The sequence below is a fragment of the Escherichia sp. E4742 genome (assembly GCF_005843885.1).
GTDB lineage: Bacteria > Pseudomonadota > Gammaproteobacteria > Enterobacterales > Enterobacteriaceae > Escherichia.
Genome location: NZ_CP040443.1, coordinates 4,677,630 through 4,692,105, shown reverse-complemented (window position 1 = coordinate 4,692,105; position 14,476 = coordinate 4,677,630). Strand labels below are relative to the sequence as shown.

Here is a 14,476-nt window from a genome sequence, read left to right as displayed (position 1 = left end):
GGCATTCACACGCTTAGTTCATGCCGAGACGAATCAGGTCCAGAGGTGCGAGTTTTTCATCACAACCTTCAACTACTACGGTTTTACCGCGGCGGATTTGCTCTGCGGTCAGACCTTCAGTATCAATCGACAGGATCTTGCCAGTGTGACCGGTGCCGCTAACCATAACACGGCTGCCAGTAGTGATTGCGTTACGGTTACGATCGTAGGTCGTCATAGGTGTTTTCTCCTTTCTGATTTACAGTCGAAGCCCACGTAACGGGCGCAATATAAATACTCCTGTCGAGTGAATTTTTTTTTGTTTATGATCAAGTTCACATCTTTTTTGATGCTTGCATAATCCAGAAGAAGGGGGATGAACTCTCACCCCGAATGGGATGAGAGGTAAAGAATTACTCTTCGCTGAACCAGTCGCTATTTTCCTGGCGTATTAGCTGTACGGACTCGCTAATCTCCTGCAAATGCAATGCCATTGCCTTTTCAACGGCATCACCATCATGTGTTTGCAGCGCAGAGAAAATATCCATGTGCTGGCGAAGCAGCATTTCCGGCGGCGAAACGTGGTCAAAACTCATGTAGCGCACCCGGTCAACGGTCGCTTTCAGGTTTTCAATGGTGTCCCAGGCGAGCTGACAGTCAGCAATATCGGTAAGGAGTTGATGGAAGTTATCATCAAGTTCAAAAAAATCATCCAGTTGTTTGCGCTCAATGGCAATGCGTTGCTGGTGAAGATTTTGCTCAAGTTGGTAGCACTGGCTTTCAGTGATCATGCTCGCTGCCCGCCGTGCCACCGCGCACTCAATGGCCTGTCGAATAAAACTGCCATTGCGAACCTGGGTCATGGAGATTTTATTGACGTAGCTGCCACGCTGCGGGCGAATTTGAATCAGGCCGTTTTCAGCCAGTTTAATGAAGGCTTCGCGAACCGGCTGGCGTGACACATTGAAACGAACAGAAACTTCTTTTTCCGACAATGGCGTACCTGGTGCAATCAGACAATGCACAATGTCGCGGCGAAGAATACGGTAAATTTGCTGATTGACAGGCTGTGTGGGATTAAGTTGTGTTTCGACGGTCATTCGTTATTGCTTTTGAGTGGGTTAACTGCAAGAGTCTACCACTTTTTTGTGACAAGCAATAACCCGGCGGTGAGGCCGGGTATAAAAATTAATGCCGATGGACATTCAACCCGGCATAGCTTTGGGTAACCGGCATCATTTCCAGAGTATTGATGTTAACGTGAGCGGGGAGAGTGGCTACCCACCAGACGGCTTCGCTGACATCTTCTGGCGTCAGTGCAACGGTATTTTGATAGGTTTTTTCTGCTTTGCCGTCATCGCCTTTAAAGCGGACATTGGAAAATTCGGTGCCACCCACCAGCCCTGGTTCGATGTCTGTGACACGTACTGCTGTACCGTGCAGATCTGTGCGTAGATTCAGGCTGAACTGACGAACAAACGCTTTTGTCGCGCCGTAGACGTTGCCACCTGCATATGGCCAGCTACCCGCCGTTGAACCAATGTTAATAATGTGACCACGATTGCGCTCAACCATGCCCGGCAGGACTGCGCGCGTCATATACACGAGGCCCTTATTGTTGGTATCAATCATGGTTTCCCAGTCTTCAACGCTCGCTTTATGTGCAGGTTCCATACCCAGCGCCAGTCCAGCATTGTTCACCAGAATATCAATGTCACTCCACTCGGCAGGAAGCAATGCCAGCATTTCTTCAATGGCGGCGCGGTTACGGACGTCCAGTTGGGCAATATACAGATTATCTCCCAGCTCGTCTTTTAACTCCTGCAACCGCTCCTGACGACGGCCAGTGGCGATAACTTTATGCCCTTGTTGAATAAAACGACGAGTAATGCATTCACCAAAACCTGCCGTTGCTCCAGTTACTAAAACGATCATCTCACTGTTCCTCAACGCTTTTGTGTGTCACTAACATAGCACGTGATGCTTAAGAGCGGGTAATACTGGTTTGCAACATTGCACTCCGTTATCAGTAAGCCTACGCTATGGAACACCTCGTTTTCAGGAGTAGAAAATGTCAACGACGAATCCTTTTCTTACGCAGAGCACGCTGCCTTATATGGCGCCCCATTTTGATCAGATTGCAAATCATCACTATCGCCCGGCATTCGACGAGGGAATGCGGCAAAAGCGGGTTGAGATAGAAGCGATAGCGTTAAACCCACAGACGCCCGATTTTACTAATACTATTCTGGCTCTTGAAAAGAGCGGGGAATTACTCACACGTGTGACCAGCGTCTTCTTCGCTATGACCTCGGCGCATACCAACGATGAATTACAGCGTCTTGATGAACAGTTCTCGGCAGAACTTGCAGAACTGGCTAATGACATTTACCTGAACGGCGAATTGTTCGCTCGGGTCGATGCCATCTGGCAGCGCCGTGAATCTTTGAGTCTTGATAGCGAATCTATTCGACTGGTCGAGGTGATTCATCAACGTTTTGTTCTTGCCGGGGCCAAACTTGCAGAGGCCGATAAGGCAAAATTAAAAGTGCTGAATACAGAGGCGGCGACCCTTATCAGTCAGTTTAACCAGCGGTTATTAGCGGCGAACAAATCCGGTGGGCTGGTGGTTGACGATATTGGGCAACTGGCCGGGATGAGTGAGCAAGATATTGCCCTGGCGGCGGATGCAGCGCGTGAGAAAGGTCTGGATAACAAGTGGCTTATCCCACTGCTGAATACCACCCAGCAACCGGCGCTTGCCGAACTGCGCGATCGCGCGACGCGTGAAAAACTGTTCACTGCGGGCTGGGCTCGGGCAGAAAAAAAAGACGCTAACGATACCCGAGCCATTATTCAACGGCTGGTGGAGATCCGCGCGCAGCAGGCGAAACTGCTTGGTTTCCCTCATTATGCTGCATGGAAAATCGCCGACCAGATGGCAAAAACACCCGAAGCCGCACTTAACTTCATGCGTGAAATTGTCCCGGCCGCGCGTAAGCGAGCAGACGATGAACTGGCGTCTATTCAGGCGGTTATCGAAAAGCAGCAAGGCGGATTTAGCGTCCAGCCGTGGGACTGGGCATTTTATGCCGAGCAGGTAAGACGCGAGAAATTCTGTCTCGATGAAGCGCAGCTCAAACCTTATTTCGAATTGAACACAGTGTTGAATGAGGGGGTATTCTGGACTGCAAATCAGCTTTTCGGCATTAAATTTGTCGAGCGCTTTGATATACCGATCTATCACCCGGATGTGCGCGTATGGGAAATATTTGACCATAACGGAGTCGGTCTTGCGCTATTTTACGGTGATTTCTTTGCCCGTGATTCCAAAAGCGGCGGTGCGTGGATGGGGAATTTTGTTGAGCAATCTACGCTCAATGACACACGTCCCGTTATTTACAATGTTTGCAATTATCAGAAACCAACGACAGGTGAACCTGCATTGTTATTGTGGGATGATGTTATAACCTTATTCCATGAATTTGGTCATACGCTGCACGGCCTGTTTGCCAGCCAACGTTATGCGACGCTTTCTGGCACCAACACGCCGCGTGATTTCGTCGAGTTCCCTTCACAAATCAACGAACACTGGGCGACAAATCCGCAGGTATTCTCTCGCTATGCGAAGCATTACCAAACCGGAGAAACCATGCCGGAAGAGTTACAACAGAAAATGCGCAATGCCAGCCTGTTCAATAAAGGCTACGAGATGAGCGAGTTACTTAGCGCTGCGCTTCTTGATATGCGCTGGCATTGTCTGGATGAGAATGAAGCATGGCAGGACGTGGACGATTTCGAACTTCGGGCGCTGGCTGCGGAAAACATGGATCTTCCCGCTGTACCGCCGCGTTATCGCAGTAGTTATTTCGCTCACATTTTTGGTGGCGGATACGCGGCGGGTTACTACGCGTATCTGTGGACGCAAATGCTGGCAGACGATGGTTACCAATGGTTTGTCGAGGAGGGTGGTTTAACGCGTGAAAATGGGCAACGTTTTCGCGATGCTATCCTTTCCAAAGGTAATAGCGAAGATTTAGAACACCTGTATCGCCAATGGCGAGGTAAGGCACCACAGATTACACCAATGCTGCAACATCGCGGCTTGAACGTATAATTTTGCAAGAGTGAGCCGGATTGACTGCAATCCGGCTTACAAATTAATGTCGTTGTAAATTTTTATCGATAATAACCTGTGGTCGGGAAATTATCTTAAGTTTATTATGTATTCTGCAATATTATGTTGTTGATGATAATTATCATCACTTAATAAGTTTTAGGTTTTAATCGGCTGATTTTAACCGAGTTATGATAATTAGACTAATTCTTAGTGGCCATTTCACAAAACAGCAACCAGACTTAATAAGTTAAACTAAACGCCATTAAGGAGTCAGTATGAAATTTCAGGCTATTATATTAGCGAGTTTTCTTGTCATGCCTTATGCGTTGGCAGATGAACAGGGTGGTTTAAAACAGGATGCGGCGCCACCGCCGCCGCATGCAATAGAGGACGGCTATCGCGGAACCGACGATGCGAAAATAATGACCGTTGATTTCGCGAAAACGATGCATGATGGCGCTTCAGTTTCATTGCGGGGTAATTTGATTTCTCATCAGGGAGAAGACCGTTACGTTTTCCGCGATAAGAGCGGTGAAGTTAATGTTGTTATTCCTGCCGCTGTCTTTGATGGGCGAGAAGTTCAGCCTGACCAGATGATCAACATTAGCGGGAGTCTGGATAAAAAAAGCTCCCCAGCTGTCGTACGGGTCACTCATCTGCAGAAATAGTCATAAAAATAAATTAGCCTTATGGCCCAACATGTTGGGTCATTGGGCTTTTGTTGTTTTGGCTGTTTATCTGTGTTTTACCAGCGAAAGTGCAGAGGCAATTACAGAGTTAAACACTTTTTTTTGGGGTGATTTAGTTCTAAATCACAATGTTATCTTTAACATCACTTCCTGATTAGGATTTCTATGAAAATATTGACGTAAATTTTCTTTTCTCCAGTTAGAATAAAGCGCACAAGGAACTGTGAAAAAGGAGTGGCAATGATCAAGAAGACAACGGAAATCGATGCCATCTTGTTTAATCTCAATAAGGCTATCGATGCCCACTACCAATGGCTGGTGAGTATGTTTCATAGCGTGGTCGCGAGAGATGCCAGTAAGCCAGAAATAACGGATAGCCATTCTTATGGGCTGTGCCAGTTTGGTCGGTGGATTGATCATCTGGGGCCACTCGATAACGATGAATTACCTTACGTTCGGCTAATAGATTCTGTCCATCAACATATGCATAACTGTGGTCGGGAATTAATGCTGGCTATTGTTGAAAATCGCTGGCAGGACGCTCATTTTGAAGAATTTCAGGAAGGGTTGCTTTCTTTTACCGCAGCATTAACAGATTACAAAATTTATTTGCTGACTATTCGTAGCAATATGGATGTATTGACGGGATTACCTGGCCGTCGGGTACTTGATGAATCCTTTGATCATCAATTACGTAATGCTGAACCATTAAATCTTTATTTAATGCTGCTGGATATAGACCGATTTAAACTGGTTAATGATACCTACGGACATTTAATCGGTGATGTGGTATTACGAGCCCTGGCGACTTACTTAGCCGGTTGGACGCGTGACTACGATACGGTTTATCGCTATGGTGGTGAAGAGTTTATTATTATCATCAAAGCGCAAAATGATGATGAGGCGTGTCGTGCCGGGCTACGTATTTGTCAGTTAGTCGATAACCATGCCATAGCGCATCCTGGCGGACATATCCCAATAACAGTGACCGCTGGCGTGAGCCGCGCGTTTCCTGATGAACCGTTGGATGTGGTTATTGGAAGGGCTGACAGAGCAATGTACGAAGGCAAGCAGACCGGAAGAAATCGCTGTATGTTTATTGACGAGCAGAGTGTGATTGCCCGAGTTTAAGCTCTGTTTAACATTCATTGAGAAAAATAATGCTACTGTGTCAAAGAACCGTTACCAGTGCAGAGAAATGCCTGATAGCGTAAAAGCAAAACACAAATCGATCCATGCAAGCATTCACCGCCGGTTTACTGGCGGTTTTTTTTCGCCGTCAGAAAATCAGGCCCCTTGCACGCAATTGTAACAAGGGGCCGGTTAGGTGAGGGATTATCTCCGTTCATTAGTCATCCCATTTGTAGCTGAAATATGCGGCCAGAAAGCCAGAAAATAAAATTATTCCCAGAACAGCTATAAAAACATTCATATTACCCAACATTATTTTCCTCCGTTTATTGTGTGGTGTGTTTCCTCGCTTACCTTAATTTTCATCTCAATGAGAAAGATATTAGCAGAGATTACCTAAACAAAGGCTGAATCAGGCGGTTATTGTGATGGGAAACGGCTGTTTTTACGATATTGCGAAGGGGATAATAAAAAACGTTGGTGAAAGTGATGACGCAATAACGCTGAATTGCCAAAACCCGTCAGCTCGGCAATTTTATCGATGTTAAAAGCCGAATTTTGCAGATAATCCTGTACTCGTATTAATCGTTCATTGAGCAGCCAGCGGGCGGGCGTCATGCCGGTTAACGCCTCAAAACGTCTCAAAAAAGTGCGCGGACTCATATTTACCCGCTCGGCGAGGGAAGACACAGTGTGTGTTTGTGCCAGATTCTGCTGCAAAAAGTCGAATAATGCACCTAACGTCTGGCTTTCACGCGGTGAGGCCATTGGGCGCGTCAGATTTTGTGGTTGATCCCCCTGGCGATGTGGCTGTATGACCAGCCGCCGGGCGACATTATTAGCAATCTCATGGCCAAAATCTTTGCGCACGATATGTAAACACAGATCGATCCCCGCGGCGCTTCCGGCGGAGGTCATCACTTGTCCTTCATCCTGATATAACACATTGTCACTTACGCTGATTGAAGGATAACGATGCCGGAGTTGTTCAGTGTAGCGCCAGTGGGTGGTCGCTTTTCGCTGGTGAAGAAGGCCCGCAGCAGCAAGGACAAACGCGCCAGAGCATATCGATACCAGGCGGGTACCGCGCTGGTGTGCCTCGCGCAATGACTGACATAACATCTCTGGCACTTTTGCATCTATTCCACGCCAGCCAGGAATAATAACCATATCGGCGTTGGGCAATAATTCCAGCCCTCCATCTGCAACCACGTGGATCCCCCCGGTGGCTTGCAGCACACCAGGTTCTACCGCAGCAACGGCAAAACGATACCAGTTATCGCCCAGTTCCGGTCGTGGCAGGCCGAATATTTCAACGGCTACGCCAAATTCGAAAGTACATAGCCCGTCATAAGCCAGTGCAACAACCAGCGGACGTTGTAACGTTGTCATCATTTTGCTCTTTTCTGGCATATCGGGAGGCGGTCAGTGAAAAGTAGATTGGTTACATTATTGTTAACACAACAAACCAAAAGGAAAAAGCACTATGCGTTATGTCACTGAATTTACCACAGCGAAGCCGGAAGTTGCTGAGGCGCATTTTCTCGCGCGCCTGAGTGTCGAAACAGATTGTGCCGATGTTCATGACTCTCTGGCTTATATTGGCGATGATTTCGTTTTACTTCATGTGGTTGGACGTGAAGAGGACTTCGCGCGTCGGCATATCCCAGGCGCTCTTCATCTACCCCATAAGCAAATGACCGCAGAGAGAATGACCGAATGGCCGGACGATACTCTATTTGTGGTGTATTGCGCGGGGCCACATTGTAACGGTGCAGACCGTGCGGCACTCAAACTGGCTCGACTCGGAAAGTCGGTTAAAATCATGCTCGGCGGGATAACCGGCTGGGAAGATGAAGGCTATGCCTTTGCCACAGAAAAATGATTAGCGAAGCCGTGCCAGTAGTGGCACGGCACGAACGTCAACAGAGTGCTGGCTGCCCCTGGGGTCTGGCGTTAATACCTTTTAACATCAGCGCCCACGCGGCAATGATGACTACCGCCAGGATGATAAACAGCGAGGAAGACGGGAGAGTGGTCAGTACCACACCACTTACTAATGGATTTACCGCTGCCCCCAACCAACCTAATGACTGAGCGGAAAAATAGCTGGCTTTCATTCCCGGCGGCGCAATATGGTCAATCAACATATACTCACCGGGAGCATAAATAATTTCACCAACAGTAAATACCGCGGCTGAAATTCCCCACAATAGCAGGCTGTTTCCGGAAAAAATAAAACCGACCAGACCGACGACAAAACAGAGTGTGCCTACCGTCATCAGCGCGCGGATGTTGGTCGGGTTAATTCGTCGCCCAACGGAATACTGCAACGTAACCACCATCGCGGCATTAACAGGCAGGACCACTGCGACTACTTTTTCAGCAAAACCACTATCCGCTATGACCATCACATATTGCGAGATACAAGAGGCAAAGGCACCGCTCACGAAAGAAGCCAGAAAGGCAGAGCAGGTGAACCACAGCAGCGCTTTATCCCGTAACAAAACCTTTGGCGACCAGACGCTGCCTGTTTCTGTGGCGATGATTTTCTCGCTGCGCTTTACCCAAATTTGAATGAAAACCATGGGAAACGCTGAGCAGATAGCTGCCAGCCAAAAGGGCAGATTGATGCTCTGCATGACTAACAGGGTGCCGAGTGGTGGGCCGACGGTCCAGCCAATGTTGAGCATGGTGTAGTTGATCGAGAAGATCTTCGTTTTGCTGGTGGATGAAAGATTGTCGGCAAACCAGGCTTTCAATACAGTGGCAAAAACGGAATAGGCACAGTTGATGAGTGCGAAAAAAAGTACCACCAGCGTGACGCTGTCCACCAGGGGAATGGCGATAAAACCGCTGGCGAAGGCCGTAATTGCCAGTAACATATAGCGTTTCTTGTCGAACTTATCCGCCAGGATACCAAAACCGAGGCTAAAGACGACGCCAATAGTGAGCGCAATTGTCATCGCATAACCAATGAGATCGACACCCAGGCTGTACTGGCGACTCAAGTAAATAGTCATAAATGGCAGCGTGGCGCCGCGTCCGATAGTTAATAACAACGACGAGGCGAGAAGGGCGCAAGTAGAGCGTCTCAGAGATAAGTTCATTTGGCTGTCCGACAATGCATTTCGTTATGTTTTGTTTTTGAGATGTAAAGAAATAGCATGGCAAAAATCCGAAGTATAGCGACTTATTTGCCATTAATGCCGTGGTAAACGGTGATTAACGAATGAACTGTTAAAGAAAAGTAAATTCAGCTAAGTTGATTGCTGACAAAAAATGAAAATTCAGAGGCGGGAAAATGTCGCGGAAAGATGGGTTGTTGGCGCTATTAGTCGTCGTTGTATGGGGGCTTAATTTTGTGGTCATCAAAGTGGGGCTCCATAACATGCCACCGCTGATGCTGGCCGGTTTACGCTTTATGCTGGTCGCCTTCCCGGCAATCTTTTTCGTGGCGCGACCAAAAGTACCGCTGAATTTACTGCTGGGGTATGGTTTAACCATCAGTTTTGCGCAGTTTGCCTTTCTTTTTTGCGCCATTAACTTCGGTATGCCGGCAGGACTAGCCTCGCTGGTCTTACAGGCTCAGGCGTTTTTTACTATCGTGCTCGGTGCTTTTGCTTTTGGTGAACGGCTGCACGGTAAGCAACTGGCGGGGATTGCGTTAGCGATTTTTGGCGTACTGGTGTTAATCGAAGATAGCTTTAACGGTCAGCATGTGGCGATGCTCGGTTTTATTTTGACCCTGGCGGCGGCATTTAGTTGGGCGAGTGGCAATATCTTCAATAAAAAGATCATGTCTCATTCATCCCGTCCGGCAGTGATGTCTCTGGTCGTCTGGAGCGCATTAATCCCGATAATCCCGTTTTTTGTCGCCTCGCTCATTCTCGATGGCTCCGAAAAAATGATTCACAGTCTGGTCACTATCGACATGACCACCATTCTGGCGTTGATGTATCTGGCATTTGTGGCGACGATAGTTGGTTACGGGATCTGGGGTACGCTGCTTGGACGCTATGAAACATGGCGTGTCGCACCATTATCATTACTGGTGCCGGTAGTCGGTCTGGCAAGTGCAGCGTTACTGCTGGATGAACGCCTAACAGGTCTGCAATTCTTAGGTGCCGTGCTTATTATGACCGGACTGTATATCAATGTGTTTGGTTTGCGGTGGCGTAAAGCGGTGAAGGTGAGAGGCTAACAAGCCCCGATATGCCGGGGCCTGAATAAACTATATGGCGTGTTGGTTATAATAGGGCACGCCCAGCGCATCCGATTTGTCACTGCCTGTACCCATGTGATTTAAATCGAACGGTGGTTGTTCCTGCGATGGGGGAACAATCACCACATCGCCACAGGAAGTAACGACCGGTTGCGAGGTTTGCTCCGCAAAGCTCTGCGCGGAAAAGAGAATAAGCGCGGTTACCATTGCGGATAAAAGTGGTTTCATGATTGCCTCAGTGACGTTGTCACATTTTTATTAACTGTTGTAATGGTTCAATGGATGCAAATACCGCGACTCGCACTGCATATTGGTCATCCGATATTTATGCGGTGGAACATCAAAGTAATTTTTGAAGGTACGAGTCAGCGTTTGCTGTGACTCGAAACCATAACGTTCTGCCAGATAGAGGATGGGCTCGTTGCTTTCTTTAAGCTTTTGCGCGATTTCTGTCATCTTACGGCTGCGGATGTATTGACCTAATGAATGGCCGGTTTCTTTTTTAAACATCCGTTGCAGGTGCCATTTGGAATAACCTGAACGCTCTGACACTTTTTCCAGTGACAGTGGTGATTCCAGGTTGTCCTCGATCCAGTCCAAAATGCTATGAATGGTAATAGCGTCAGTATTGCGTCTGGACATCGTCATACCTCTTTTTTTGTTTACGGCAGGACTTTCTTAAGCAAATGCTCAAGCGTTGCCACTTCGTCCGCCGTCAGGTTTTTTGTTAATTCTTGATGCAGGTCCTGGCCAACTAATTGATGGCATTGTTCACATATTGCCGCGCCGCTGCTGGTGAGTTTCACCAACACGCCGCGCTTATCATTCGGGTTCGGCAACCGCTCAATCCAGCCTTTGCAGACCAGGCGATCCAACATGCGGGTCAGCGCGCCAAGGTCAACCGAAAGGACTTTTTTCAGCTCAACGGGAGTAATGCACGCCGCGCAGCGGATAGAGCAGAGCACCTTAAACTGTGCCGCGGTGATATCGAGCGGTGACAGATAATCGTTAAGCAGACGGTCTTTCTTCTGATTAACCATATGGATTAAGCGACCTAATGGAATGATTTCATTGAACAGGTCGCTGGTACTTTTCACAATGGTTGCCCTGGCAAGTAATTAGTTGCAGGGGATAATATTGCCCAGGCAAGTATAAGTCAAATGAATGAATCCCTGGATGCCACGATTTGCTAAATCGGTTCAAGTATTGCGCAGTGTGCTGCAAGATTAGTTAAAGAGTGAAACTTTCTCCTTGTTTACCCTTTATACTTTTCGCAGATAACTAGCGACACAGGATGACAACCACCAATGTTAGATTTGTTTAAAGCGATAGGCTTGGGGCTGGTGGTGTTATTGCCGTTAGCTAACCCGTTAACTACCGTAGCGTTGTTTCTCGGGCTTGCAGGTAACATGAACACCGCCGAACGTAATCGTCAGTCATTAATGGCCTCGGTATATGTTTTTGCCATCTTGATGGTGGCGTACTATGCCGGACAACTGGTGATGGACACATTCGGGATTTCGATTCCCGGTCTGCGTATTGCTGGCGGCTTAATTGTCGCTTTTATTGGTTTCCGTATGCTCTTCCCCCAGCAAAAAGCGATTGACTCACCGGAGGCGAAAAGCAAATCCGAAGAGCTGGAAGATGAACCCAGTGCCAACATCGCCTTTGTTCCACTGGCAATGCCAAGTACTGCCGGACCGGGGACCATTGCGATGATCATTAGCTCGGCATCCACAGTACGTCAGAGTTCAACCTTCGCGGACTGGGTATTGATGGTTGCGCCGCCGCTGATCTTTTTTCTGGTTGCGGTCATTTTATGGGGAAGTCTACGTAGCTCTGGCGCAATTATGCGGCTGGTAGGCAAGGGGGGAATTGAAGCGATTTCCCGCCTGATGGGCTTCTTACTGGTGTGTATGGGGGTGCAGTTTATTATTAACGGTATCCTGGAAATCATTAAAACGTACCATTAAAAAAGGCCCGAATGGGTCTGAGCCAGATGACAAACGCAACATTGCCTGATGCGCCACGCTTATCAGGCCTACGTAATCTCTGCAATGTATTGAGTTGTAGGCCGGATAAGGCGTTCCCGCCGCATCCGGCATAAACAAAGCGCACGTTGTCAATAATCTGAAAGGCTCGTTCGTGCATGGAAGCTATTGCGTCTGTTCTTCGAGTTTCACTGGCCAGCGGCGGAATATGACGATTGACCATATTAACGCAGCGAGAGCAGGCACCGCGCCAACATAGCCAATCATCGACATCGACCAGTGAAGACTCACCTGATTACCCACCAGCGCCCCGGCGCCGATACCAATATTAAATATCCCCGAAAATAGCGCCATCGCAACGTCGGTAGCATCCGGTGCCAGCGCCAGCACTTTTACCTGCATCCCAAGGCCGATGATCATCATCGCAATCCCCCAGAAAACGCTCAGTACGCCGAGGTGCATCTCACTGTTCGCCGCAGGTAACAGTAGCGCCAGGCACACCAGCAATAACGCAATTGCCGCACTCACCAGCGTAGACGCATACTGATTGCCGAGTTTGCCGAAAATCACGCTACCAATAATGCCTGCGCCTCCGAGCATTAACAGCAATGCTGTGGCAAAATTGGCACTGAACCCAGCTACGTTTTGCACAAAAGGCTCGATATAGCTGTATGCCGTGTAATGCGCGGTAACCACCACTACCGTCAACAAATAAATGCTCATCAATGCAGGGCGGCGGAACAGCTGCGGAAGACTTTTCAACGACCCGGAGTGCTCGCTGGGGAGTAATGGAAGTAATTTAATCAGGCATAGCAGGGTGATAAGCGCTCCAATACCAATGGCAAAAAACGTCGTTCGCCAGCCGAAATATTGCCCCACAATTCGACCAATGGGTAAACCTAATACCATTGCCAGTGCTGTACCGGTAGCGATTAAACTCAACGCCTGCGCTCGTTTACCTGCTGGCGCCATGCGAATCGCCAGAGACGCCGTTATCGACCAGAAAATAGCATGTGCGAAAGCAACGCCGATTCGACTGATCACCAGAACGGTAAAGCTCCACGATAAAAATGACAGCACATGGCTGGCAATAAACACCACGAACAGGCAGATCAGCAATTTGCGGCGTTCAACCTGACTGGTCATTAGCATAAAAGGCAATGACATTAGCGCTACTACCCATGCATAAATGGTCAACATGATGCCGACCTGAGCAGTTTGCATGTGAAAACTTTGCGCAATGTCAGAAAGCAGGCCAACAGGGACAAATTCGGTAGTATTGAAGATGAAGGCGGCTACTGCCAGCGTAACTACCCGTAGCCACGCCACTTTGCGGGAAACAGTGTTTGTTGTCATAACAGATTATCGGGTGAGTTGCAAAAAGGTGATGAAATGATCTTAAAACGGTTAATGATGTGAATACAATGACTTTGTGATCTACATCTCATTTTGCCGCATCATGCTGTTCCAGCGATGTGTCAAGCAGCTCAATAAACGCCTCAAGCTGACGAGTCTTCGCGCCACGACGCCAGACCAGCCATGTCGTTAACCAACGCCATTGCTCACCTAATGGCCAGGCTTCAACCTGATGATGCCCCGGCATACTTTCCAGCATGGAACGAGGAATAAGCGCAATTCCCGCTCCGGCGATTACACAGGCCAGCATACCGTGATATGACTCCATCTCATGAATTGTCCCCGGCGCTGCGCCGTCGGCATGAAACCAGCTCTCAAAGTGGCGGCGATACGAGCAGTTAGCGCGGAAGGCATAGATATTACAACCATTAACCTGACTGGCGCGGGTAACGGGAGTATGTCCTTGCGGCGTAACGATCATCAACTCCTCACGGTACACCGGCATCCCGTCAATGGCTGTATGGTTAATCGGACCATCAATAAATGCCGCATTCAGTTTTCCCTCAAGTACACCGTCCAGCATAGTCCCGGAAGGGCCAGTAGAAAGGGAAAACTGAATTTTAGGATAACGACGGTTAAATTCTGCCAGTGTAGCTGGGATGCGTACAGCCGCGGTGCTTTCCAGCGAACCGAGAGAAAACAAGCCTTGTGGCTCATCGCCAGCAACAACATTTCGCGCTTCGTCGACCAACGCGAGAATTTGTTGGCTATAGCGCAAAAAATTATGCCCGGCAGGAGAGAGACGTAAACGCTGATTCTCGCGAATAAACAGTTCCACGCCGAGTTCTGTTTCCAGCTGGCGGATACGGGTAGTCAGGTTAGATGGCACACGATGCACTTTTGCTGCCGCCTGGGTAATGCTGCCAGCCTCGGCAACGGCGTTAAACATCTCCAGTTGGGTCAGATCCATAGCATTCTCAATTCG

General features: G+C 48.4%; 17 protein-coding genes and 1 pseudogene. 6 read left to right on the top strand and 12 right to left on the bottom strand.

All coding sequences use genetic code 11. The features are described from left to right. Nucleotides 1-13: 13 nt before the first annotated feature. The 3 genes from ydfZ to ydfG form a co-directional block, all read right to left on the bottom strand. The gene (gene ydfZ / locus FEM44_RS22815; protein ID WP_000214710.1) at nucleotides 14-217 is read right to left on the bottom strand and encodes a putative selenium delivery protein YdfZ; all 204 of its coding nucleotides are present in this window, start codon (nucleotides 215-217) and stop codon (nucleotides 14-16) included. 175 nt (nucleotides 218-392) lie between these two features. Then, complete coding sequence (rspR, locus tag FEM44_RS22810; protein WP_130219085.1) at nucleotides 393-1,079, bottom strand: DNA-binding transcriptional regulator rspR; 687 nt, start codon at nucleotides 1,077-1,079, stop codon at nucleotides 393-395. A gap of 88 nt (nucleotides 1,080-1,167) precedes the next feature. Beyond that, nucleotides 1,168-1,914: a bifunctional NADP-dependent 3-hydroxy acid dehydrogenase/3-hydroxypropionate dehydrogenase YdfG gene (gene ydfG / locus FEM44_RS22805; protein WP_130224796.1), complete on the bottom strand. Its 747-nt coding sequence runs from the start codon at nucleotides 1,912-1,914 to the stop codon at nucleotides 1,168-1,170. 136 nt (nucleotides 1,915-2,050) lie between these two features. Between ydfG and dcp the strand changes: the two genes are divergently transcribed. The 3 genes from dcp to FEM44_RS22790 all read left to right on the top strand — a co-directional run bounded on the left by dcp (nucleotide 2,051) and on the right by FEM44_RS22790 (nucleotide 5,919). Continuing rightward, the gene (gene dcp, locus FEM44_RS22800) at nucleotides 2,051-4,096 is read left to right on the top strand and encodes a peptidyl-dipeptidase Dcp (RefSeq protein WP_135522399.1); all 2,046 of its coding nucleotides are present in this window, start codon (nucleotides 2,051-2,053) and stop codon (nucleotides 4,094-4,096) included. A gap of 278 nt (nucleotides 4,097-4,374) precedes the next feature. Beyond that, on the top strand, nucleotides 4,375-4,767 hold the full coding sequence (gene ydeI, locus FEM44_RS22795; RefSeq protein ID WP_135522400.1) for a YdeI family stress tolerance OB fold protein: 393 nt from the start codon (nucleotides 4,375-4,377) through the stop codon (nucleotides 4,765-4,767). Nucleotides 4,768-5,028: 261 nt separating this feature from the next. Further along, the gene (locus tag FEM44_RS22790; protein ID WP_135522401.1) at nucleotides 5,029-5,919 is read left to right on the top strand and encodes a diguanylate cyclase; all 891 of its coding nucleotides are present in this window, start codon (nucleotides 5,029-5,031) and stop codon (nucleotides 5,917-5,919) included. 114 nt (nucleotides 5,920-6,033) lie between these two features. On the opposite strand, the pseudogene FEM44_RS25335 reads toward FEM44_RS22790, so the two are convergent. The 3 genes and pseudogenes from FEM44_RS25335 to ftrA all read right to left on the bottom strand — a co-directional run bounded on the left by FEM44_RS25335 (nucleotide 6,034) and on the right by ftrA (nucleotide 7,311). Then, nucleotides 6,034-6,137, bottom strand: a pseudogene (locus FEM44_RS25335) (hypothetical protein). Then, nucleotides 6,137-6,232: a protein MgtS gene (gene mgtS / locus FEM44_RS22785; protein WP_064529968.1), complete on the bottom strand. Its 96-nt coding sequence runs from the start codon at nucleotides 6,230-6,232 to the stop codon at nucleotides 6,137-6,139. The pseudogene FEM44_RS25335 and the gene mgtS overlap by 1 nt, the downstream one beginning before the upstream one ends. Nucleotides 6,233-6,339: 107 nt before the next feature. Further along, nucleotides 6,340-7,311 (bottom strand): transcriptional regulator FtrA, encoded by a 972-nt coding sequence (ftrA, locus tag FEM44_RS22780; RefSeq protein WP_135522609.1) that lies wholly within the window; start codon nucleotides 7,309-7,311, stop codon nucleotides 6,340-6,342. A 94-nt stretch (nucleotides 7,312-7,405) separates the two neighbouring features. Here ftrA and FEM44_RS22775 point away from each other — a divergent pair, with 94 nt between their 5' ends. Further along, nucleotides 7,406-7,804 (top strand): rhodanese-like domain-containing protein, encoded by a 399-nt coding sequence (locus FEM44_RS22775; RefSeq protein ID WP_135522402.1) that lies wholly within the window; start codon nucleotides 7,406-7,408, stop codon nucleotides 7,802-7,804. Between the two features lie 37 nt (nucleotides 7,805-7,841). On the opposite strand, the gene ydeE is transcribed toward FEM44_RS22775, so the two are convergent. After that, complete coding sequence (ydeE, locus tag FEM44_RS22770) at nucleotides 7,842-9,029, bottom strand: efflux MFS transporter YdeE (RefSeq protein WP_130258980.1); 1,188 nt, start codon at nucleotides 9,027-9,029, stop codon at nucleotides 7,842-7,844. A 194-nt stretch (nucleotides 9,030-9,223) separates the two neighbouring features. Between ydeE and eamA the strand changes: the two genes are divergently transcribed. After that, nucleotides 9,224-10,123 (top strand): O-acetylserine/cysteine exporter, encoded by a 900-nt coding sequence (eamA, locus tag FEM44_RS22765; RefSeq protein WP_135522403.1) that lies wholly within the window; start codon nucleotides 9,224-9,226, stop codon nucleotides 10,121-10,123. A gap of 30 nt (nucleotides 10,124-10,153) precedes the next feature. Here eamA and marB read toward each other — a convergent pair whose 3' ends face one another. The 3 genes from marB to marR are packed head-to-tail and all read right to left on the bottom strand — an operon-like array spanning nucleotide 10,154 to nucleotide 11,241. Then, nucleotides 10,154-10,372, bottom strand: coding sequence for a multiple antibiotic resistance protein MarB (marB, locus tag FEM44_RS22760; RefSeq protein WP_135522404.1), 219 nt, complete (start codon nucleotides 10,370-10,372; stop codon nucleotides 10,154-10,156). A gap of 30 nt (nucleotides 10,373-10,402) precedes the next feature. Beyond that, nucleotides 10,403-10,786, bottom strand: coding sequence for an MDR efflux pump AcrAB transcriptional activator MarA (gene marA / locus FEM44_RS22755; protein ID WP_130209255.1), 384 nt, complete (start codon nucleotides 10,784-10,786; stop codon nucleotides 10,403-10,405). A gap of 20 nt (nucleotides 10,787-10,806) precedes the next feature. Continuing rightward, nucleotides 10,807-11,241, bottom strand: a complete 435-nt coding sequence (gene marR, locus FEM44_RS22750) for a multiple antibiotic resistance transcriptional regulator MarR (protein WP_130209253.1) — start codon at nucleotides 11,239-11,241, stop codon at nucleotides 10,807-10,809. Between the two features lie 210 nt (nucleotides 11,242-11,451). On the opposite strand from marR, the gene marC reads away from it, so the two are divergent. Beyond that, on the top strand, nucleotides 11,452-12,117 hold the full coding sequence (gene marC / locus FEM44_RS22745) for an NAAT family transporter MarC (protein WP_130209251.1): 666 nt from the start codon (nucleotides 11,452-11,454) through the stop codon (nucleotides 12,115-12,117). A 183-nt stretch (nucleotides 12,118-12,300) separates the two neighbouring features. Here the strand turns inward: marC and ydeA are convergent, their stop codons facing one another. Further along, complete coding sequence (gene ydeA / locus FEM44_RS22740) at nucleotides 12,301-13,491, bottom strand: L-arabinose MFS transporter (protein ID WP_130260618.1); 1,191 nt, start codon at nucleotides 13,489-13,491, stop codon at nucleotides 12,301-12,303. Nucleotides 13,492-13,579: 88 nt separating this feature from the next. Beyond that, on the bottom strand, nucleotides 13,580-14,461 hold the full coding sequence (gene ptrR / locus FEM44_RS22735) for a putrescine utilization regulator PtrR (protein WP_135522405.1): 882 nt from the start codon (nucleotides 14,459-14,461) through the stop codon (nucleotides 13,580-13,582). Nucleotides 14,462-14,476 lie beyond the last annotated feature (15 nt).